The following is a 19,726-nucleotide window of genomic DNA, read 5'->3' as shown; positions in this document are numbered from 1 at the left end:
GGTTGAGTGCCCGCAACCATTCCCATTGCCAGCGCGTCTACCGATCATCAGGGCAGCACCGTGTGAGTGTGGCGGCCCGCCACCTCGCCATGTCCAACGAGAAGGGATCCCTTCATGTCCGTACCGTCCGCCCGCCGCCGAGGCCGAGCCCTCGCGTCGCTCACCGCCGCCGCCCTCGTGGCCGGCACGGGCGCCGCCACGCTCGGCTCGTCCGCGCAGGCAGCCCCCACCCCCGACTGCAAGGCGCCCTACCCGATCGCCAGCCTCGCCCAGGGCGACCCGGTCAACGGTCTGACCGTCGACCAGGGCGTCACCCCCGAGCCGTTCACCGGTGAGGTCATCGGTGTCCTCGACGACGGCATCGCACCCGGCCTCGACATGGTGATCGTCGACCTCGACTCGCCGGCCATCCAGGCAGCCGGAGGCATCTGGCAGGGCATGTCCGGCTCGCCGGTCTACGCCGACGACGGCCGGCTCATCGGTGCCGTCTCCTACGGGCTGGCCTGGGGTTCCTCGCCCATCGCGGGCGTGACCCCCTTCGAGGACATGGATGACTACATGGCCTCCGCCAAGCCCGGGGCCGACGTCGACCGCGACACGGCCCAGGCGATCGCGGCGGCCTCGGACGTCTCGGCCGCGCAGGCGTCCCAGGGCTTCGAGCAGCTGGGCGTCGCCACCGGCGTGTCCGGCGTGGGCGCGTCCCGGCTCGGCAAGCTGACCCACGCCGAGCGCGACTACCTGCCCAAGGCGGCGTACGCCGCCGGTCGGGTCTCTCCCGGCGTCGCCTCGGTGGATGACGTCGAGGCGGGCGGCAACCTGGCCGCGTCCTTCTCCTACGGGGACATCACCATGGGTGGTGTCGGTACCGCGACGTCGGTCTGCGACAACGTGGTCGTGGGCTTCGGGCACCCGATGAACTTCCTCGGCGAGACGTCGATGAGCCTGCACCCGGCCGAGGCGCTCTACGTCCAGCCGGACCCCCTCGGGGCGCCGTTCAAGGTGGCCAACTTCGCGCCGCCGGCCGGCACGGTGAGCGAGGACCACCTGACCGGGATCACGGGCCGCTTCGGTGCGGCACCGTCCGGCACGACGGTCTCCTCCGACGTGAGCTACGCCGGTCGCAACCGGGTGGGCACCTCGACCGTGACGGTCCCCGACGCCTGGCCGTCGGTGACCTTCTACCAGCAGCTCGCCAACCACGACCGGGTGGTCGACGCGATCCGCAAGGGCTCGGAGAGCCAGTCCTGGGTCATCAAGGGATCCCAGGCCGGGACCCCGTTCACGTTCAGCCACAGCGACCGGTTCACCTCGAGCTACGACATCTCCTACGACGCCTCCTACGAGCTCGCCGACCTGGTCTACCTGCTCAGCAGCGTGGAGGGCGTCGACGTCGACAGCATCAGCGTCGACGGCGACGTCACCAACAGCTCGGCGACGTACTCCGTCGCCGGCAACGAGCAGTGGGTCAAGGGTGCGTGGACGAAGGTCAGCAACCGCAAGCCGGCCACCGTGCGCGCGGGTGGGAAGCTCCAGCTCCGCGTCGTCCTGCGTGGGACCGACGGCACCATCGCCAGGGTTCCCTACTCGTTCAAGATCCCGAAGCGAGCAGCCGGCAACCGCGGGCAGATCTACCTCACCGGTGGCAACGACTTCTTCTCGGGCGAGTTCTTCTACGAGGAGTTCGGTGGTCCGATGAGCCTGGGCGACATCAAGTCCTACATCGACGGGCTGGTCCGCAACGACCAGATCGCCGCCCAGCTGTTCATCGGTGGCGGCGGTCCCGGCGGCGAGGAGGAGTGCCGCGGCTGCAAGGGCTCCGGTGAGATCCAGAAGGACGCCACACTCGGTCCGGCCGACAAGGTCGTGAGCGGGTTCAAGCGCCTCAAGGTCGTCGTCAAGCCGGCGAAGAAGGCGAAGGGCTGACCGATCGGCCCGGTCCGGGCGGTGGTGGTGGACGTCACCTCCCGGACGGGCCGAAACGGGCATGGATCACTCCCCGTCTCGGTTAGGATGTAAGGGTCGCTTCGGCGATCTACTAGTTACATCCAGTCACACCGAATCATGGCTCCCGAGGGAGTCGAAGGGATGAGTCTCCAATGACCACGCAGCTGTACCTGGCCCGCGGGATCGTCGAGGGACGAGTTCACACGGATCAGGACCACGCTCTGGTCCGTTCCGTGGAGCTCGCCCGCCACCAGCAGCGACGCGCTGCGCGCGCGCTCCGCCGCAAGGCTCGCTGACCACCAGCGCCAGCGCCTGGCCGTCGGCCGCTCTGGCAGGCTGTGCGGCATGACCGACACCGGCATTCCGAGCGACGCCAGCACCGGCCCCGAGACGCTGCGGACGGTGGACCTCACCATCATGGGGGAGGGGCGCTACAAGGCGACCAACGTCCGCGGCGGCGTGCTGCCGATCGGCCAGGGCGAGGACCCCGACTTCACGCCCGTGGAGCTCCTCCTGGCAGCCCTCGCCGGCTGCGGGGCCATCGACCTCGAGTGGGTGACCAAGAAGCGCGCTCCGTTCTCCTCGTTCGCCGCGCGCGCCCAGGCGCACAAGGTGCGCGACGAGCAGGGCCGCCACCTCGTCGACATCACGGTGACGCTGGACGTGGGGTTCCCCGACGGGGAGGACGGCGACCGGGCCCGGGAGGTCGTGCCGCGCACCCTGCAGCAGGTCCAGGACCGGCTGTGCACCGTGGGGCGCACGGTGGCCCTGGGCGAACCGGTCAGCTACGTCGCCGGGCCGGTCGTCCCGCACACCGAGCACGGTGCCGCGGACCGGGCCGAGACCGAGGCGAGCGTGGGCTCGCTGCCCACCTGATGCCTCGCGTCCAGGCGTGGCGCGAGGTCCCGCGACAGGACGGCCGGACGTTCGTCGTCACGGGCGCCAGCAGCGGGATCGGCCTCGAGACCGCCAAGGCCCTCGCCGGGGCCGGCGCCCGGGTGGTGCTGGGCGTGCGCGACCCGGCCAAGGGACGCGCGGCCGCCGAGCAGATGACCGGCGAGGTGGAGGTGGCGCAGCTCGACGTCGCGGACCTCTCCTCGGTACGCGCGTTCGCGGACGGGCTCGATGCGGTCGACGTCCTGGTCAACAACGCCGGCGTGCTCGGTCTGCCGTACGGGTTGTCGCCCGACGGGGTGGAGCTGCACTTCGCCACCAACCACCTCGGGCACTTCGCGCTCGCCAACCTGCTGCTGCCGCGGCTGACCGACCGGGTCGTGGTCGTCGGCTCCGCCTCGCACCGGGCCGGCCGGCTCGACCTCGACGACCTCGGGTGGCAGCGGCGTCGCTACGTGCCCTACGCGGCGTACGGCGCCTCCAAGCTCGCCAACCTGCTGTTCCTGGCCGAGCTCCAGCGGCGTCTCACCGCGGTGGGCTCGAGGTTGCGGGTCACCGGAGCCCACCCGGGCACGACCTCGACCGCCATCACGTCGGGGTCGGGCAGCAGGGCCAAGCAGCTGGTCGGGAAGTACGGGCACCGGCTGATCGGCATGCCCTCCTGGCAGGGCGCGCTGCCGACCCTCTACGCAGCGACGATGGACGTGCCGGGCAACACCTACCTCGGTCCGCACCGGCTGCGCGAGATGGTGGGGTGGCCCACTCCCGTCGGCCGCAGCGACCGGGCACTGGACCCGGACCTCGCCAGGGCGCTCTGGGACGAGTCGGAGCGGCTCAGCGGAGTGACGTTCCCGTTCGTCCAGCCGTAGCCGTCACTGCCAGACGAGCTGCTGGATGTCGACGTCCTCGGTCGGGGCGGTGACCCCGGTGTCGAGCGTGACGGTCCCCTTGTCGGCCAGCTCGACCACGGGCGCCACGTCGGCGATGCTGCCGAAGACCGTGTAGCTCGGGGGCAGCGGCGTGTCGTCGTAGACGATGAAGAACTGGCTGCCGTTGGTGTCCTCACCGCGGTTGGCCATCGCCAAGGTGCCGGGCCCGTAGGTCTCGGCGCCGGTGAGCTCGTCGGCGTAGTGGTAACCGGGTCCGCCCGTGCCCATACCGGTGGGGTCGCCGCACTGAAGCACCGCGATGCCGCTGTCGTCCAAGGTGGTCAGCCGGTGGCAGGGCGAGTCGTCGTAGTAGCCCTGCTCGGCGAGCGAGACGAACGAGTTGACGGTGCACGGGGCGGCGTCCGCGTCGAGGGTGACCTCCAGGTCGCCCAGGCTCGTCACCATCGTCACCTTCACCTCGCCGCCGACGGTGGGCTCCTGGGGCGGTGCGTCGACCTCCCGGGCGACGGGCATCTCCGGTGGGTCGGCGGGGTAGTCGCAGGCCACGGCGGCCGGGTCGCCGCTTCCCTCGGGAGTGCCCGAGCTGCGCGCCGACGGGTTCGCCGAGTCCTTGGCGGTGTCGTCCTCGCCGTCGTCGCCACCACAGCCGGCGAGCACGACGACGGACAGCAGGGCGAGGGCAGCCAAGCGCGTCAGCATGCCGTGAATCGTAGGGGTGTGGCTCACCCGTTGCGTCCGCGGGCCGAGGCCGGCCAGGCGCGCAGGGAGCCGTGCTCCTCGACCCACAGGCTGTCGGCGAGGTTGACCGCCGCGCAGACGTGGTTGGGCACGACCCGGACGGTCTCGCCGAGGCGGGGGAGCGGGGCCCCGCCGAGGTCGACGACGGCGTGGTGCTCGGACAGCGCCGCGATCCTGGCGTCAGGATGGTCGAGCAGGCGCCCGAAGCCGGTGGCGTAGGGCGCGCGGTCGGCACCGAGCACCTTGCTCCCCGCGTCGAGGACGGCTCGGCCACCCGCGTGGCTGACCACGGTGGCGACCGCGGTCAGCGAGATGTCCTCCGGCGCCATCGTGCCGAGCTCCCACTGCTGGGCGTCCCCGAACACGTAGACCCCCGGCCGGACCTCGGTGACGGTGCGGGTGTCGGTGTCCCACAGGCTCGGTGTCGAGCCACCACTGACGACCCGGACGTCCAGCCCGTGGGCCTGGACGGCGTCCCGGGCCGCGGCCAGCGCGCGCCGCTCGTCCTCGGCCGCGGTGGCGGCGCCGCCGGGGGAGTAGGCGTGGCCGGGGAAGGTGAAGACACCGCGGACCCGCATCCCGGCGCGGGCGGCCACCGCCGCGACCTGGCCGGCGTCGTCGGGAGGGCAGCCCGTGCGGTGCTGCCCGCTGTCCACCTCGACCAGGACCTCGACGTCCGTGCCGCCGAGCAGCCGCCCGGCGTTCGCCGCCGCCGCGACGGAGTCGACCCCGAAGGCGACGGCGGCCCGGTTGGAGAGGTCGCGGAGCCGTCCGGCGGCGCGGTCGTCGAGCCACAGCGGGTAGGCGATGAACACGTCGGTGCACCCGTGCCGGACGAAGACCTCGGCCTCGCCGATCGTGGCGACGGTCAGCCCGGCGGCGCCGGAGGAGAGCTGGAGCCGGGCGATCTCCACGCTCTTGTGGGTCTTGGCGTGGGGCCGCAGCGCGACCATTGCGACACCGGCCCGCTCGGCGGCGTCCCGGACGTTGCGCCGCATCCGGGCCAGGTCGACCTGGAGGTAGGGCGTGGGCGCAGGCACGGGACCAGGCTAGGGCTCGGCTACGGCTCGGCTACGGGGACTGCGGTCCGCTGTCGTCGGGGACCGCCTCGTGACCGGGGTCGCCGGCGGTACGCCGGTCCTCCTTCATCTCGGCCTCGTAGAGGTGGCGCCGGCCGCCGACCAGCTCGTCGCGCGCCGCCTGCTCGAGCTCCTTGAAGGTGGCGTAGTAGCCGTCGTCGTACTCCTCCATGATCTGGAACGTCCAGCGTCCCTGCAGGACGTTGCGGCCGACGAGCTCCCGGTCGATCCGGTCCGCGAGCTGGGTGTGCCCGGCCTTGCGCAGCCCGTCGACGCCCTCGCCCAGGGTCAGGTCGGCGGTCCCGGACAGTCGGTGGAAGCTGTAGAGGAACCCGCGGGCGGCCTCGACGGCCTCCAGGGCCTCGCTGACCCTTCCGAGGGCCTCGACCGTCGCGTCGCTGACGCCGTCGGGGCGCTGGTGCTGGGGGAGTGGCTCGTCCGTCACGGGCCACAGGTACCCAGGGCACCCCTAGTGTCGATGCATGCAGCTCGGCGTTCACTACGCGAACTTCACCCACCCGCAGTGGCAGGACCGCCTGGCCGACCGACTGGCCGAGACGGCCAGGGTCGCCGACCAGGGTGGCGCCTCCCTCTTCACGGTGATGGACCACTGGTTCCAGATGGAGGACCTCGGTGGGCCCGAGCAGCCGATGCTCGAGGGCTACACGACGCTCGGCTACCTCGCGGCGGTCACCGAGCGGGTGCGTCTGAGCCTCCTGGTGACCGGCACGACGTACCGGTACCCCGGCCTCCTCGCCAAGACGGTGACCACCCTCGACGTCCTGTCGGGCGGCCGCGCGATGCTCGGGCTCGGCGCCGCGTGGTACGACCGCGAGCACGCCGGGCTCGGCGTCCCGTTCCCGTCGACCGCCGAGCGGTTCGAGCGGCTCGAGGAGACCCTGCAGATCTGTCGGCAGATGTGGAGCGGCGACGACGGCGCGTTCGAGGGTCGGCACTACCGGCTGGCCGAGACGGTCTGCGTGCCGCCGCCGGTGCAGCGTCCGCACCCGCCGATCCTGGTCGGGGGGAGTGGTGAGCGGAAGACGCTGCGGATGGTCGCCCAGTACGCCGATGCCTGCAACCTGTTCGCCCAGGGCCCCGAGACGGTCGCCCACAAGCTCGAGGTGCTGCGCGGCCACTGCGACGACCAGGGCACCGACTACGACCGGATCGAGAAGTCGATCCTCGGCGTGTTCGACCCGGTGGGGGACCCGGACGGGTTCCTGGCCGAGATGGAGCAGTACGCCGCCCTCGGGATCACCTTGGTGACCACCGTCCCCATGACCGACGACCCGGTCGCGTGGGCCACCACTGTCTGCGACGGCGTGCTGCCCCGGCTCGCGACGATCTAGCCCGGGCAGCGCCTGGACGGGGCTCCGGGATTGGGGGCGCGCGCCATGCTGGTCGGATGACTGCCCGGGCACTCCTCGGCCTCACCCTCGCACTCGCCCTGCAGGCGTGCGCGGGGGACGCCGCCACGCAGGCGGAGCCGGAGCCCAGGAGATCGACCGGCTCCGCCGGCTCGTCGCCACTGCCGGCTCCGAGCACCGCACCGCCCGCGACCGGCACGCCCGAGGTCGAACCGGTCGCGGAGCCCGTGGGTCCGCAGCCAGGTGACGGCCGGCCGCGCCGCGCAGTCCTGCGGATCCCGTCGATCGACGTGCGGGTCGCCGTGGTGCCGTACGTCGGCTGGACCGACGACGCCCCCGGGACGGAGATCCAGAACGGGGGCCTCGCCGCCAGTCCGCACGGGCCGCGGGGCGGCGTGGGGCCCGGCGGCATCGGCAACTACCAGGTCACCGCGCACCGGACGTCGTCCACGCGGGCCTTCGAGTTCCTCCCCGACGTACGCCGTGGCGAACGGGTGCTCGTCGACGTCCGCGAGGCCGGGGGAGCCACCACACGTTATGTCTACCTGGTCACCGGCACCCGCGAGACATCGTTCCGATCGCCCGCCTCGCTGCGGGCGCAGCGGGCGGCGGTGCCGGGTCGTCCCGGTGCGTCACCCACCGAGGCGATGATCACGCTGTCGACCTGCGCGACGCAGGAGGACCACGCCGAGGGGAACTACTGGGCCGACGAGTTCGACAACCCGGAGCACCGGATCGACAAGATCGGGGTGCTGGTCGCAGTCCGGCAGCGCTGAGCCGGACCGACCCGGGTCGTCACCGGTCGCTGCGGAGCATCGCAAAGGTCAGGCCGTCGACCCAGCCGAGCTCGGCGTGCCAGGAGTCCTCGACGCCGTGCTGCTCGCGGCGCATGCCGACCTTCTCCAGGACCCGCACCGACGCGATGTTGTCGGCGAAGCAGCCCGCGGTGACCCGATGGACGCCGAGCTCGTCGAACGCCCTCGCCAGCACGGCGCGCACCGCCTCGGTGGCGTAGCCGTGGCCGCCGTACGCCGGGTCGAAGGTGTAGCCGAGCCCCGCCTCGGTGCGGGTCGGCATCCCGGGCTGCCCCATGCCGTCGGTCAGCTCGAACGAGACGGTGCCGATGACGACACCGTCGAGGAGCACGGCGACGCTGTGGTCGTCGGGGTTGTCGCCGGCGGCGCGCCACGCCTCGCGGAACGCGTCGGGATCCACCACGGTCCGGAGCAGCCACTGCGTGACCTCGGGCAGGTTCCGGTACTCCAGCATCCGGTCGAGGTCGGACTCGCGGACCGGGCGCAGGAGCAGACGGTCAGTGCGGAGCTCGGTCACGCCGCAGGACGATACGTGTCCGGAACCATGGAACGCGCGGCAATACCGACCAGGTCCGCAGCGGGAGCGGTGCCCGGGCGTCAGGCATGATCCCGTCATGGTGGAGGGGCACTCGGCACGTCACACGGCCGACCTGGCCGACGGTGACTCGAGCCGGCCCTGGCAGGCGCTCGCGTCGGGCTACGAGCGGGCGCGCACTCGCGAGGACTCGCTGGACCGGCTCGTCGAGTGGCCTGCGCAGCGCGCCATGCTCGGGGACGTCACCGGACTGGCGGTCCTCGACGCCGGCTGCGGCAACGGGGCCAAGCTCGCACAGCTGGCCGGGGAAGGGGCGACCCCGGCGGTCGGGGTGGACATCAGCGGGAGCTTCATCGCACCGCCACCGGGCGTCCAGCTCCTCGAGGGCGATCTCTCCGACCTGGCTGCGGTGCCCGGGCTCGCGGGCCGGAGGTTCGACCGGATCCTGTTCCTGCAGTCCTTCGGGTACGCCGCAGACGGGGTCGAGGCGTTGAGGACCGCGCGCGCGATGCTGACCGAGGACGGCTTCATCCTGCTCACCCGGACGCAACCGGTCCGGTACGCGATCGAGCGAGCGGAGCAGAACGGGACGACGCTGGGCGAGGAGTACTTCGCGACCGAGTCGTTCGCGTACCGGCACCGCAGCTGGGACGAGCAGGTGACACTCACCAAGCGCCCGTACACGATGTCGGACCTGCTGAACACGTTCAGCGCGGCCGGGCTGTGGATCGAGGCCGCCGCCGAGCCGCGGATGACCGATGACGCCGCCGCACGCCACCCGCACAAGCAGGCGGTGCTGAACAAGTATCTCGGCATCCTGGTGTTCCGGCTGAGGCCGATCCCTCATCGCTGACCGGCCCGGCCAGTGGGGCAGTGGAGCGCGGTCCGGGTCAGGTGGTGGGACCCCTCTCGCGGAGACGTATTGACATAATGTCGCTTATCGGCGATACAGGAACGGGCTGAGGCCCTGCCTCCTGAGCTTGGCTCGGCCGGCGCTTCAAGCGGCGCGGCGCGGGCGGCCGGGGCCTCGCTTCACGGCGACGATCGCGCCGTCGATCAGGATCTGGCCGCTCCACACGCCGTGCGGCTCACCACGCTCGAGCGCCGCGGAGAGGCACTCGCGCCGGATCGGGCAGTCCGCGCACAGCTCCTTGGCCAGGTCGAGCGCGCGGCCGTAGGTCTCGAAGAACAGCTCCGGCCGACGTTGGCACGGTAACGACAACACTGTCTGGCACTTCCTCGCTCGGCGTCCTGAGGTGCCTCAGGATGCCGATCTGAGGTAGGCCGAGACATCGGGAGAATGGCTTAGATCGCGATCGCTCTGAGGTGGCCGGACCGGTCGGAAGCCGTGCCTCAGAGGGTCCGGGTGATCTGGTCGGCGCGACGTAGCCGACCGTCGGGCGCGAGGGTGCCGAACATGTGCACCTCCGTCGCGACCTCGGTGCCCTTGCGCAGCTGCGCCGTCAGCACGAACCGGGCCGCCACCCGGTCGCCGACGACCAGCGCGTCGTGCACCTCGACGCCGACATCGGCGGCTCGCTTGCGTGCCGGTCGCACGTGGTCCAACAGCCGTTGGCGATCCAGCTCGATCCCGTCGTTGACCACCACGTAGTCGGGGGTGTGATACCGGTCGAGCACCGTCTCCGGGGGCTCGTCCCCGAAGGCGATCTCCCGCGGGTAGTCGATCAAGTATTGCGCCAGGTCGTCGGCGGTCCTGATTATCTTTGACATGAGTGTCAAGGTAAGCCCCTCGGACTAACATTGACAACCATGTCAGGAAAAGGTCGAGTGCGGCGCGGCGACGCGACCGCCAACCGCGCTCGGCTCCAGGCGGCGGCGCTGGACCTGCTCGGTCGCATGTCCGACCCGTCGATGGGTGAGATCGCCGCGGCTGCAGGTGTGAGCCGTCAGACCGCCTACAGCCACTTCCCGTCCCGGCAGGCGTTGTACGACGAGCTCGTCGCGTTCCTCGTGGCCCGGACGGCCGACGCGCTCGACGCGGACCTGCCGACCGATCCGGTCGCCGGCCTCGGGTCCTGGCTGGAGCGGGCGTGGGGCCTCATCGACCAGCATCCCGCGCTGCTCAACCCGGCGCTGTTCGCAGGCAGCTCGCGTGCGACCGACCCCGACGTGATGGCCGAGCACGAACCCATCGTGGGCGGGTTGCGACGCCTGCTCACGCATGCCGGTGAGGACGACCTGCTGCCCGACGGCTCGTCGCCCGACTGGCTGGTGGCCGCCGTCATCGCGCTCGGGCACGCTGCGGGTCTCGAGGTGGCAGCCGGGCGGATGAGTGCCACCGAGGCGGGCGCCGGCTTCCGCTCGGGGGCGCTGCGGCTGTGCTTGCGCAACTAGGGGTTGCGCGTCGGACCGGCCTGTCCTAGATTATGTGCAACCAAAGGTTGCGACATGAGGAGCGTCATGGAGACCGGCACCATCGAACGAGAGATCCACATCGAGGCGACACCCGACGTCGTCTACCAGGTCGTCAGCCGGCCCGAGCACCTCCGCGAGTGGTGGCCCGACGATGCCGAGCTCGACCCGGTGCCCGGGGGCACCGGCGTGATCCGGTTCGGCGACGCGGCGTCCCCGGACAGCGTCGTGGAGCAGCTGACGGTGGTCGAGGCCGACCCGCCGCGGCGGTTCTCGTTCCGCTGGGTGACCGACGAGGGTGCCGTCGCGGGTCCCGGCACGTCGCTGCTCGTCACGTTCGACCTGGAGCCCTCCGGCGCCGGGACGCTGCTGCGGCTCAGCGAGACCGGGTTCCGGGAGAAGGGCTGGGAGGCGGCGGTCCTCGAGGAGCAGCTGCGCGAGCACGTGAGCGGCTGGGACTACTTCCTCCCCCGGCTCGTCGGTTACGTCGGCCGGCTGGTGTCCACGCCATGAGCCCCACGACCACCGCGGTCGACGACGACCTCTGGTCGGCGGTCGGAGACCCGACCCGGCGCCGCATGCTCGACCTGCTGCTGGGCGACGGCGGCGGCACCGCGACCACCCTGAGCGGCCGGCTCCCGGTCACCCGGCAGGCGGTGGCCAAGCACCTCGGCGTGCTGGACCGGGCCGGCCTGGTGCACGCCACCCCGGCCGGACGCGAGCGCCGCTACGAGGTCGACGAGGCCCAGCTCGCCCGGGCGGTCGCCCAGCTCTCGTCCGTGGGAGCCGCCTGGGACGCCCGGCTGCAGCGCATCAGGCGGATCGCCGAGGCGATCCAGCGCGCCGAGCGGCAGACCGGGGAGAGCGCCGAGGACTGAGGTCCTCCCCCACACCCACGACGCCACGTCCGTGGCGCCGTCGATGAGCCGCGCCCACGAGGCCGGCCGACACAGGAAGAGGTAGTGCCATGGTCGACATCCTGCACCGGGTCGGAGTCACGAAGCCGCCCGCCGACGTCTACGCAGCCCTGACCACGCTGGACGGGCTGGCGGCCTGGTGGACCGGGGACACCACGGGTGACCCCGGCCCCGGAGGCGTGGTGAGGTTCCGGTTCGGCGGAGCACCCGAACCGGCCGGGTTCGACATGTCCGTCGTGGAGGCCGTGCCCGACAAGCTCGTGCTCTGGGAGGTGGTCCACGGACCCGAGGAGTGGATCGGCACGACCGTCCGCTTCGAGCTCTCCCAGGACGCCGGGTGGACGATCGTCCTCTTCCACCACGCCGGCTGGAAGGAGCCCGTGGAGTTCATGCACCACTGCAGCACCAAGTGGGCGACCTTCCTGCTGAGCCTGAAGGAGTCCCTCGAGACCGGCGCGGGCGCGCCCTGGCCCCACGACGTGAAGGTCGACAACTGGAACTGAGGTCATCCGCCGGGGGCGGCGAGGCGCGACCCGCACAGCTGGGAGACGTGCTTCCAGGCGGCTCGTCCGAGGCGCCGGTCCGCGGCCTCGGTGCCGCCGCGCCGCATCCGGGCCCCGCCGGAGACCACCGGCTCTCCCGGGAGGACGGTGCGGTGTCCCGCGTCCGGGTCGGTGACGAGGGTGGTGTCGAGGCCTCGGTCCGCGCGATGTCGGCGGATCCGTTCGGCATGCTCGAGCGCCGGCCACACCCGGTCGTCCCCTCCGGCGACGAGCACCACCGAGGGGATGTCCTCGACGGGGATCCTCGCCGGCTCCACCGAGTCCGGGAACCGCGCCCGCGACCGCCGGTAGAGGTCCACGTACGCCGGTGGGTCCTCCGCCGGCCGCCAGTCGTCCGCGAACGGGACGAACGGGAGCGGGACCCCGTCCCGGGTCCAGTGCGAGGTGACCCGGCCTTCGCGGGTGGCCCCCGCCCACACGACGTCTGACGGCGCGAAGGCGACGACCGCGGACACCTGGTCCGACACGGCGCCCGTGAGGAGCGCCGCCTCGGACCCGAAGGACGTCCCGAGGACGATGACGCGGTCGCAGTCCCGGCGCAGTGCGGCCACCCGGTCGAGGAACAGCTCGAGCGGGATCTCCCACGGTCCGTCGTGCTGGCCCTCCCCGCCGAACCAGCGGATGGACTCGGCCAGTGCGCCCGTCTCCGCGAGCACCCGCGCCCGGCCGGCGTCGACCCGTCCGCTCGAACCGGCCAGGACGAGCGCACCGACCCCGGAGGCGTCGTCCGGGACGACCCGGACGCCGTCGACGCCGTCGAGGGCGACCTCGCGCACGACCGGACCGTCAGCCGGCGACGTACTCGGCGAGGTGCTTGCCGGTGAGGGTCTTGGCCTTGGCTCCGACGAGCTCCGCTGGTGTGCCCTCGAACACCACCCGGCCGCCGTCGTGACCGGCTCCGGGACCCAGGTCGATGATCCAGTCGGCGTGCGCCATCACCGCCTGGTGGTGCTCGATGACGACCACCGAGCGCCCGGAGTCGACCAGGCGGTCCAGCAGTCCGAGCAGCTGCTCGACGTCGGCGAGGTGGAGCCCGCTCGTGGGCTCGTCGAGGACGTAGACCTCGCCCTTCTCGGCCATCTGGACGGCCAGCTTCAGCCGCTGCCGCTCCCCTCCCGACAGGGTGGTGAGCGGTTGGCCCAACGTGACATAACCGAGACCGACGTCCGCGAGCCGCTCGAGGACCTTGTGGGCCGCGGGTGTTGCCGCCTCGCCCTCGCCGAAGAAGTCCAGCGCCTCGGCGACCGGCATCTCGAGGACCTCGGCGATGTTCTTGCCGCCGAACCGGTGCTGCAGCACCGAGGCCTGGAACCGTCTCCCCTCGCACTCCTCGCAGGTCGACTCCACGGTGGCCATCACCCCGAGCTCGGTGAAGATGACCCCGGCGCCGTTGCAGGCGGGGCAGGCCCCCTCGGAGTTCGCACTGAAGAGGGCGGCCTTCTCCCCCGTCGCCTTCGCGAACGCCTTGCGGATCGGCTCGAGCAGGCCGGTGTACGTCGCCGGGTTGCTGCGGCGGGACCCCTTGATGGCTCCCTGGTCGACCACGACCACGCCGTCGCGCCCGGCCACCGAGCCGTGCACCAGCGAGCTCTTCCCCGACCCGGCCACGCCGGTGAGCACGCAGAGCACGCCGAGCGGGATGTCGACGTCGACGTCCTGCAGGTTGTGCGTCGAGGCCTGGCGCACCTCCAGCGCCCCGGTCGGCGAGCGGACCTCGTCCTTGAGCGACGCGCGGTCGTCGAGGTGCCGGCCGGTGACGGTGTCGCTCCTGCGGAGCTGGTCGTAGGTGCCCTCGAAGACCACCTCTCCCCCGGCCGTGCCGGCGCCCGGACCGAGATCGACGACGTGGTCGGCGATCGCGATCGTCTCGGGCTTGTGCTCGACGACCAGCACGGTGTTGCCCTTGTCGCGCAGCTGGAGCAGCAGCTGGTTCATCCGCTCGATGTCGTGCGGGTGCAGGCCGATCGTTGGCTCGTCGAAGACGTAGGTCACGTCGGTGAGCGACGAGCCGAGGTGCCGGATCATCTTGGTCCGCTGGGACTCCCCGCCGGACAGGGTGCCCGCGGACCGGTCGAGCGACAGGTAGCCGAGACCGATGTCCTCGAACGAGTCCAGCAGGTGCTGCAGACCCGCGAGCAGCGGTGCCACGCCTGGTTCCTTCACCCCGCGCAGCCACTCGGCGAGGTCGGAGATCTGCATGCTGCAGACCTCGGCGATGTTCTTGCCCTTGATCTTCGAGGCCAGGACCTCCTTCGTCAGCCGGGTGCCCCCGCACTCCGGGCAGGTCTGGAAGGTCACCGCTCGCTCGACGAACCGCCGGACGTGCGGCTGCATCGCCTCGGGGTCCTTGGAGAGCATCGACTTCTGGATCTTGGGGATGATGCCGTCGAAGGTGAGGTTGATCCCCTCGACCTTGATCTTGGTCGGCTCCGCGTAGAGCATCGTGTCGAGCTGCTTCTTGGTGAACTTCGCGATGGGCTTGTCCATCGGCAGACCGACTCCCTCGAAGAGCCGGCCGTACCACCCGTCCATCGAGTAGCCGGGGACCGTCAGCGCGCCTTCGCTCAGCGACTTGGTCTCGTCGTAGAGCGCGGTGAGGTCGATGTCGCTGACGTTGCCCATGCCCTCGCACCGCGGGCACATGCCGCCGAGGTAGACCGCCTGGCTGACGACGTTCTTCTCGACCCGGCCGCCGCTCTTCTCGGTCGACATGACGCCGCTGGCCTTGCGGGTCGGCACGTTGAACGAGTACGCCGTCGGCGGGCCGACGTGCGGGGTGCCGATCCGGCTGTACAGGATCCGCAGCATCGCGTTGGCGTCGGTGGCGGTGCCGACGGTGGACCGCGGGTTGGCGCCCATCCGCTCCTGGTCGACGATGATCGCCGTGGTGAGGCCCTCGAGCCGGTCGACCTCCGGCCGGGCCAGGGACGGCATGAAACCCTGCACGAACGCGCTGTAGGTCTCGTTGATCAGCCGCTGCGACTCGGCGGCGATCGTGTCGAAGACCAGCGAGCTCTTCCCCGACCCGGACACGCCCGTGAACGCCGTCAGCCGGCGCTTCGGCAGCTCGACGCTCACGTCCTTGAGGTTGTTCTCGCGCGCCCCCTGCACGGAGATGGTGTCGTGGCCGTCGGCCGCGTGGGCGGTGGGAGTGCGGGGCATCGTGTCCTTCGTGGGCATGTGGGTGGGAGCCTCCTGCTCGGTCCGTCCGGGTCGGCGAGCCTACTGACCCGGACGGACCCGTCGGTTCATCGATCGCGTGCGGGTCAGTCCTCGGGGAGCGCGGCGAAGGTCCGCTTGGTGTCGCGGTACCAGCCGAGGTTCTTCAGGGGGTGGCGCCAGCGGTTCTTCATGTCCTCGTGCGCCGGCTCATGGGCGGTGTCGCCGGCCCGGACGGCCTCGCGGAGGTGTCGGTCCTGCTGCTTGATCACGTCGTCCGCGCTCTCACCGCGCAGGGCGAGGTCGCAGGCGCCGCCGAGCTGGGCGCAGGTCATGGTCCTGGTCGGCTTGCGGTGCACGGTGGCGGCCACGTCACTTCACCTCCTGGATGCGGACCATGTTGCCGGAGGGGTCGCGGACGGCGCAGTCGCGCATGCCCCAGTCCTGCTCGATGGGCTCCTGGACGATCTCCACGTCCTTGGCCTGCAGCTGCTCGAACGTCGAGTCGAGGTCCGGGGTGGCCAGCATGATGCTGGCGTAGGTGCCCTTCGCCATCATCTCGGTGATGGTGCGCCGCTCCTCGTCGGTGACGCCCGGGTCGGCGGCCGGCGGGTGCAGGACCAGGTTGACCGACGGCTGGTCGGGCGGTCCGACGGTGAGCCAGTGCATGCCGTTGTAGCCGACCTCGTTGCGCAGCTCGAAGCCGAGCGCGTCGCAGTAGAACGCGATCGCTGCGTCCTTGTCGGAGTGCGGGAGGAACGTGGTGTGAATGTTGATGTCCATGCCGCTCACGCTAGGTGCGGACGGACGGCCGTGCTTCTCGATTCCTGATCGGTCTGGTGACCTTCTTCGTCTCGCACGACGGGACCCCGGCCAGGGCACTGCCGGCCTCGCGGCGGTAGGCGCTCGGCGAGACGCCGACGAGCTCGGTGAACCGGGTGCTGAACGTGCCGAGCGAGGAGCAGCCCACGGCGAAGCACACGTCGGTGACGCTCAGGTCACCTCGCCGGAGCAGCGTCATCGCCCGCTCGATGCGCCGCGTCATCAGGTACTGGTAGGGCGACTCGCCGTACGCCTTCTTGAACTCCCGGCTGAGATGGCCGGCCGACATGTGCACTCCTCGGGCGAGGGCCTCGACGTCCAGCGGCTGCGAGTACTCGCGGTCCATCCGGTCCCTGACCTGCCGCAGCCGACTCAGGTCGCGCAGCCGCTCGGCTTCCGACGAGGTCCCGGTCACGGGACCGATGGTGCCACGTCGCGAGCCGCAGCGAGGCCAGCACGATGGCGTCGCCGACCACGGCGTCGACCAGGTAGTGGTTCCCGGTCGCCACGACGGTGACCAGCATCAGCAGCGGTAGCGCGGCCCCGACCACGCGCAGCCAGGCCCGGCCGCCCTCGCGGACCAGGGCGATGCCCATGAGCAGGTCCCAGCCGACGTGGAAGCTCGGCATCGCGGCGTACTGGTTGGTGAACGCCGGCGGCTGGAGGACTCGGTAGGCCTCGGAGTGCATGGTGACCGTGTCGAGGAAGCCGAGGTCCATGAGCCGCGGTGGTGCGACGGGGAACGTCGCCACGATGACCATCCCCACGAGACCCGAGATCAGCAGGGCGTTGCGGTAGACCGGGAAGACGTCGCGTCGACGCCAGGCCAGCCAGCCGAGGACGGCCGCGATCACCGGCCAGTGCCCCCAGATGTAGATGGCGTTGAGCACCGGCACCGCGCCGTCGATCGCGAGGACGAGCCGTTGCACGTCCTGCTCCACGAACACGCCCAGGGAGCGTTCGAGCCCGACCAGCAGGTCGGCGTTGCGCTCGGCGACCGGCGCACTCCCCGCCGTCAGGCTCCGGACGACGAAGTAGGTCGCGACGGCCGCCGCCAGCAGCACCGCCTGATGAGCCGCGAAGACCAGGGCCGGACGCGACCGCAGGGACCGAGCCCTCCTGGTGGCGACCACCTCCCGGGCCCGCGAGACCGCCGGCGCGGGCAGCAGCAACGTCATGCCTCCACCTGACCACCGGCGGCCCGCCGCGTGAATCGGGGCGATCACCCCCGCAGCCCTGACGTCCTCTCAGGGTTGTCCCCTGGGTCGGCCGACGGTGGCGCCCGCCCCCAGGTATCAGGTAGCCCCTTCGGGCCATCCGAAGGACAGACGTTCGGACAGACCTTCCTCGGGTGCGGCGATTCTGCCGTGCTCGACCGGTCGGTCTCCTTACTGTCATGAGTACGAACCGTTCACTTCACCTGGGGTTCGAGGCCACGAGGGAGGCCGATGAAGATGTGGGACACCGTCCAGACGAGCCAGCCGAACGCAGATCACCTGTCGCATGACATGCCGTGCCAGCGGTGCGGCCACGCCCCCCACACGTTCCTCTCGTGCGGAGACGGCTGCGACTGCCGACCCACTCTGATGCCCGGCGAGTCGACGCTCGCTGCGGCCGTCTAGTCCTCTCGCGCGACAGGCCCCAGCGGCACGTCCACCGTCGCCACCCGGTGCAGGGTCGGGCGGTCCGTGTGGCCGTCGCGGATCTCCCCGCGGGACCAGCGGAAGTGCAGCCGGTCCGGGAGCAGCTCGAGCACTGCGAGGTTGTTGTCGTACCAGGGCCCACTGGTGAGCCGCCACCGAAGTGGGGAGCGCGGCACCCGGCCCGCCAGCAGTCGGCCCGTCGGTCTCGCCTTGCCGCGCGCCGCGCCCCGCAGCAGCATCGTCATGAACCTCGGCAGCGGGTTCCGGATCGGTGAGCAGGTCGCCTGCACCACGCGGCCGACGAGTGGAGCTCCCGCCCTGGGGTCCGCCCAGGCCTCCGCGACGTAGCTGTGGTGGACGTCGCCGGACAGGAAGGTGACCGACCGGGGTGCCGTACCCCGGAGCCCGGCAGCCACCTCGACGGTCATCCGGCTGAGGTCGACGAACCCCTGTTGGAACGCCGCCCAGTGCTCGAGGTCCGCGGTGGTCCGTGCCCACTCACCGAAGCGTGCGGCGACCCGTCCGAACCGGCCCTGTGCGAGGGCCTCGCTGAGCGCCTCGGCGTGGTGCAGGGCCGGCGCCAGCAGCACCGGCAGCGACGTGCCGACCAGCACGTGGTCGACGTCCCCCTGCATCCGCTCGTCCAGCCAGGCGAGCTCGGCGTCGTCGAGCATGGCGCGCTGATCGGGCTGCAGCACGCGCGCTGCGCGCGAGTCGACCACCACCAGGCGCGCCTGGGTGCCGAAGTCCCGGGAGAAGCTCCAGCGGTACGACTCCGGCTCCCGGTCAGCGCGGTCGGCCAGTGCGTCCAGATCCGCGGTGATGTCGAGCTCCTCCTCGGAGGCGTGCCCGGCGATGCGCTGCCACAGGGCGTCGCCGGCCCGGTCCTCGGGCCCGAGGTTGCCGAGGTGCTGGTAGACCCAGTAGGAGCCGAGCCCGGCCACGACCCGTTCGTGCCACCAGGTCGTGGCCTCCATCTCGACCCGCCAGTCGTGGCTGGTGTTCCAGTCGTCGCGGATGTCGTGGTCGTCGAAGATCATGGCGCTCGGCAGCGTGGAGAGCAGCCAGCGGTTGGCCGGGTCGCTCCACGCCAGGCCGTAGAGATGCGCGTACTCCTCGTAGTCCTTGAGCTCGGTCCACGGCGGCTTCGACGGGTCGCGCCGGGCCGCGATGAACTCCTTCATCAGTGGGCTGGTGTCGTCGGCGTAGACCTGGTCGCCGAGGAACACCACGAGGTCCGGCCAGCGGTCCGGCTCGCCGGTCAGGCCGGCCATCCGCAGCGCGTAGGCACGGAGCGCGTCCACCCCGAACTCCGCGTTGCCCTCCTCGTCGTGCGACACGCTGACCCGGCAGGAGCCGAAGGCCACCCGCAGCGGCTTGCCCGGCTCGAGGGTCGGGATGACGGGCGGCGGGAACTCCGCGAGGTCGGGGTCGTCGGAGGGCCAGACCCGCTCGTCGTCCACGAGCACGGTGTACGGCGTCGCCTGCCCGGTGGGCAGGCCGGTGACGTGGACCAGTGCGTAGTGGCGGCCGTGCGCGGCGAACGTGCGGGCCCGCGCCGTCCGGTCCCCCGCCCGGACCTCCACCTCCGAACACTCGAGTGTCTCGACCCACACCGTCGCCGAGGTGTCGTCGACGTAGCGCAGCAGGGGGCCGAGGCGCAGACCGCTCACGGCTCGAGCATGACCTTGACGGCCCGGCGCTCGTCCATCGCGCGGTAGCCCTGGGCCACGTCGTCCAGTGGGAGCGCCAGGTCGAAGACCTTGCCGGGGTCGATCCGCCCAGCCGTCACCAGTTCCAGCAGGTCGGGCAGGTAGCGCCGCACCGGCGCCATCCCGCCGGCGAGGCCGACGTTCTTGGAGAACATCCGCCCGAGGGGCAGCTCGACGCCGTGGGGGACGCCCACGAAGCCGACCGTCGCGCCCGGGCGCGCCACCGCGAACGCCAGGTCCATCGCGTCGCCGGTCCCGACACACTCCAGGAC

23 protein-coding genes and 2 pseudogenes are annotated in these 19,726 nt (G+C 71.6%); 11 read left to right on the top strand and 14 right to left on the bottom strand.

Going from position 1 to position 19,726, the window contains the following annotated elements:
- Window positions 1-114 precede the first annotated feature (114 nt).
- The 4 genes from JHD21_RS01750 (at window position 115) to JHD21_RS01735 (ending at window position 3,707) form a co-directional block, all read left to right on the top strand.
- Window positions 115-1,923, top strand: a complete 1,809-nt coding sequence (locus tag JHD21_RS01750; RefSeq protein WP_292671161.1) for a SpoIVB peptidase S55 domain-containing protein — start codon at window positions 115-117, stop codon at window positions 1,921-1,923.
- 173 nt (window positions 1,924-2,096) lie between these two features.
- Window positions 2,097-2,240, top strand: a complete 144-nt coding sequence (locus JHD21_RS01745; RefSeq protein WP_292671160.1) for a hypothetical protein — start codon at window positions 2,097-2,099, stop codon at window positions 2,238-2,240.
- A 49-nt stretch (window positions 2,241-2,289) separates the two neighbouring features.
- The gene (locus JHD21_RS01740) at window positions 2,290-2,820 is read left to right on the top strand and encodes an OsmC family protein (protein WP_292671158.1); all 531 of its coding nucleotides are present in this window, start codon (window positions 2,290-2,292) and stop codon (window positions 2,818-2,820) included.
- Entirely contained in the window at window positions 2,820-3,707 is an 888-nt protein-coding gene (locus tag JHD21_RS01735) for an oxidoreductase (RefSeq protein WP_292671156.1), read from the top strand. Before JHD21_RS01740 ends, JHD21_RS01735 begins: the two co-directional genes overlap by 1 nt.
- 3 nt (window positions 3,708-3,710) lie before the next feature.
- Here JHD21_RS01735 and JHD21_RS01730 read toward each other — a convergent pair whose 3' ends face one another.
- The 3 genes from JHD21_RS01730 to JHD21_RS01720 are packed head-to-tail and all read right to left on the bottom strand — an operon-like array spanning window position 3,711 to window position 5,990.
- Window positions 3,711-4,427, bottom strand: coding sequence for a peptidylprolyl isomerase (locus JHD21_RS01730; protein ID WP_292671154.1), 717 nt, complete (start codon window positions 4,425-4,427; stop codon window positions 3,711-3,713).
- Between the two features lie 23 nt (window positions 4,428-4,450).
- The gene (locus JHD21_RS01725; protein ID WP_292671152.1) at window positions 4,451-5,506 is read right to left on the bottom strand and encodes an alanine racemase; all 1,056 of its coding nucleotides are present in this window, start codon (window positions 5,504-5,506) and stop codon (window positions 4,451-4,453) included.
- Between the two features lie 31 nt (window positions 5,507-5,537).
- A complete protein-coding gene (locus JHD21_RS01720; protein ID WP_292671150.1) occupies window positions 5,538-5,990 on the bottom strand; it encodes a hypothetical protein in 453 nt (150 codons plus the stop codon).
- Window positions 5,991-6,027: 37 nt separating this feature from the next.
- Here JHD21_RS01720 and JHD21_RS01715 point away from each other — a divergent pair, with 37 nt between their 5' ends.
- Window positions 6,028-6,897, top strand: a complete 870-nt coding sequence (locus tag JHD21_RS01715; protein ID WP_292671148.1) for an LLM class F420-dependent oxidoreductase — start codon at window positions 6,028-6,030, stop codon at window positions 6,895-6,897.
- Between the two features lie 56 nt (window positions 6,898-6,953).
- The gene (locus JHD21_RS01710; protein ID WP_292671146.1) at window positions 6,954-7,691 is read left to right on the top strand and encodes a sortase; all 738 of its coding nucleotides are present in this window, start codon (window positions 6,954-6,956) and stop codon (window positions 7,689-7,691) included.
- Between the two features lie 19 nt (window positions 7,692-7,710).
- Here JHD21_RS01710 and JHD21_RS01705 read toward each other — a convergent pair whose 3' ends face one another.
- Window positions 7,711-8,247, bottom strand: coding sequence for a GNAT family N-acetyltransferase (locus JHD21_RS01705; protein WP_292671144.1), 537 nt, complete (start codon window positions 8,245-8,247; stop codon window positions 7,711-7,713).
- A gap of 97 nt (window positions 8,248-8,344) precedes the next feature.
- Between JHD21_RS01705 and JHD21_RS01700 the strand changes: the two genes are divergently transcribed.
- Window positions 8,345-9,118 (top strand): class I SAM-dependent methyltransferase, encoded by a 774-nt coding sequence (locus tag JHD21_RS01700; RefSeq protein WP_292671143.1) that lies wholly within the window; start codon window positions 8,345-8,347, stop codon window positions 9,116-9,118.
- Window positions 9,119-9,262: 144 nt separating this feature from the next.
- Here JHD21_RS01700 and JHD21_RS01695 read toward each other — a convergent pair whose 3' ends face one another.
- Entirely contained in the window at window positions 9,263-9,490 is a 228-nt protein-coding gene (locus JHD21_RS01695) for a WhiB family transcriptional regulator (RefSeq protein ID WP_292671141.1), read from the bottom strand.
- A gap of 128 nt (window positions 9,491-9,618) precedes the next feature.
- A complete protein-coding gene (locus JHD21_RS01690; protein WP_292671139.1) occupies window positions 9,619-9,996 on the bottom strand; it encodes a nuclear transport factor 2 family protein in 378 nt (125 codons plus the stop codon).
- Between the two features lie 39 nt (window positions 9,997-10,035).
- On the opposite strand from JHD21_RS01690, the gene JHD21_RS01685 reads away from it, so the two are divergent.
- From JHD21_RS01685 to JHD21_RS01670, 4 genes are all read left to right on the top strand, one after another.
- A complete protein-coding gene (locus tag JHD21_RS01685; RefSeq protein ID WP_292671138.1) occupies window positions 10,036-10,620 on the top strand; it encodes a TetR/AcrR family transcriptional regulator in 585 nt (194 codons plus the stop codon).
- Window positions 10,621-10,674: 54 nt separating this feature from the next.
- Window positions 10,675-11,151, top strand: a complete 477-nt coding sequence (locus JHD21_RS01680) for an SRPBCC family protein (RefSeq protein WP_292671136.1) — start codon at window positions 10,675-10,677, stop codon at window positions 11,149-11,151.
- Entirely contained in the window at window positions 11,148-11,516 is a 369-nt protein-coding gene (locus tag JHD21_RS01675) for a helix-turn-helix transcriptional regulator (RefSeq protein WP_292671134.1), read from the top strand. The genes JHD21_RS01680 and JHD21_RS01675 overlap by 4 nt, the downstream gene beginning before the upstream one ends.
- Before the next feature lie 89 nt (window positions 11,517-11,605).
- Entirely contained in the window at window positions 11,606-12,058 is a 453-nt protein-coding gene (locus tag JHD21_RS01670; RefSeq protein ID WP_292671132.1) for an SRPBCC domain-containing protein, read from the top strand.
- A gap of 2 nt (window positions 12,059-12,060) precedes the next feature.
- Here the strand turns inward: JHD21_RS01670 and JHD21_RS01665 are convergent, their stop codons facing one another.
- From JHD21_RS01665 to JHD21_RS01630, 8 genes and pseudogenes are all read right to left on the bottom strand, one after another.
- Complete coding sequence (locus tag JHD21_RS01665; RefSeq protein ID WP_292671130.1) at window positions 12,061-12,894, bottom strand: alpha/beta fold hydrolase; 834 nt, start codon at window positions 12,892-12,894, stop codon at window positions 12,061-12,063.
- Window positions 12,895-12,904: 10 nt separating this feature from the next.
- Window positions 12,905-15,298, bottom strand: coding sequence for an excinuclease ABC subunit UvrA (locus tag JHD21_RS01660; RefSeq protein ID WP_292671129.1), 2,394 nt, complete (start codon window positions 15,296-15,298; stop codon window positions 12,905-12,907).
- A gap of 86 nt (window positions 15,299-15,384) precedes the next feature.
- Entirely contained in the window at window positions 15,385-15,648 is a 264-nt protein-coding gene (locus JHD21_RS01655) for a hypothetical protein (protein WP_292671127.1), read from the bottom strand.
- Window position 15,649: 1 nt separating this feature from the next.
- The gene (locus JHD21_RS01650; RefSeq protein WP_292671126.1) at window positions 15,650-16,060 is read right to left on the bottom strand and encodes a VOC family protein; all 411 of its coding nucleotides are present in this window, start codon (window positions 16,058-16,060) and stop codon (window positions 15,650-15,652) included.
- Between the two features lie 10 nt (window positions 16,061-16,070).
- Window positions 16,071-16,514 carry a helix-turn-helix transcriptional regulator gene (locus JHD21_RS01645; protein ID WP_365695331.1) on the bottom strand — a complete coding sequence of 148 codons (444 nt, stop codon included), beginning with the start codon at window positions 16,512-16,514 and terminating at the stop codon, window positions 16,071-16,073.
- Window positions 16,515-16,554: 40 nt separating this feature from the next.
- Window positions 16,555-17,277 (bottom strand): annotated as a pseudogene (locus JHD21_RS01640) (phosphatase PAP2 family protein); the annotation flags it as partial.
- Between the two features lie 440 nt (window positions 17,278-17,717).
- Window positions 17,718-19,415 (bottom strand): alkaline phosphatase D family protein, encoded by a 1,698-nt coding sequence (locus JHD21_RS01635; protein ID WP_292671121.1) that lies wholly within the window; start codon window positions 19,413-19,415, stop codon window positions 17,718-17,720.
- Window positions 19,412-19,726: pseudogene (locus tag JHD21_RS01630) on the bottom strand (IMP dehydrogenase); the annotation flags it as partial. The pseudogene JHD21_RS01630 and the gene JHD21_RS01635, both read right to left, overlap by 4 nt.

Origin of the sequence: Nocardioides sp. (assembly GCF_016462705.1) — a bacterium.
Taxonomy (GTDB): domain Bacteria; phylum Actinomycetota; class Actinomycetes; order Propionibacteriales; family Nocardioidaceae; genus Nocardioides.
Note: the sequence above shows the minus strand (reverse complement) of the source record. Positions and strands in the feature narration are given on the sequence as shown.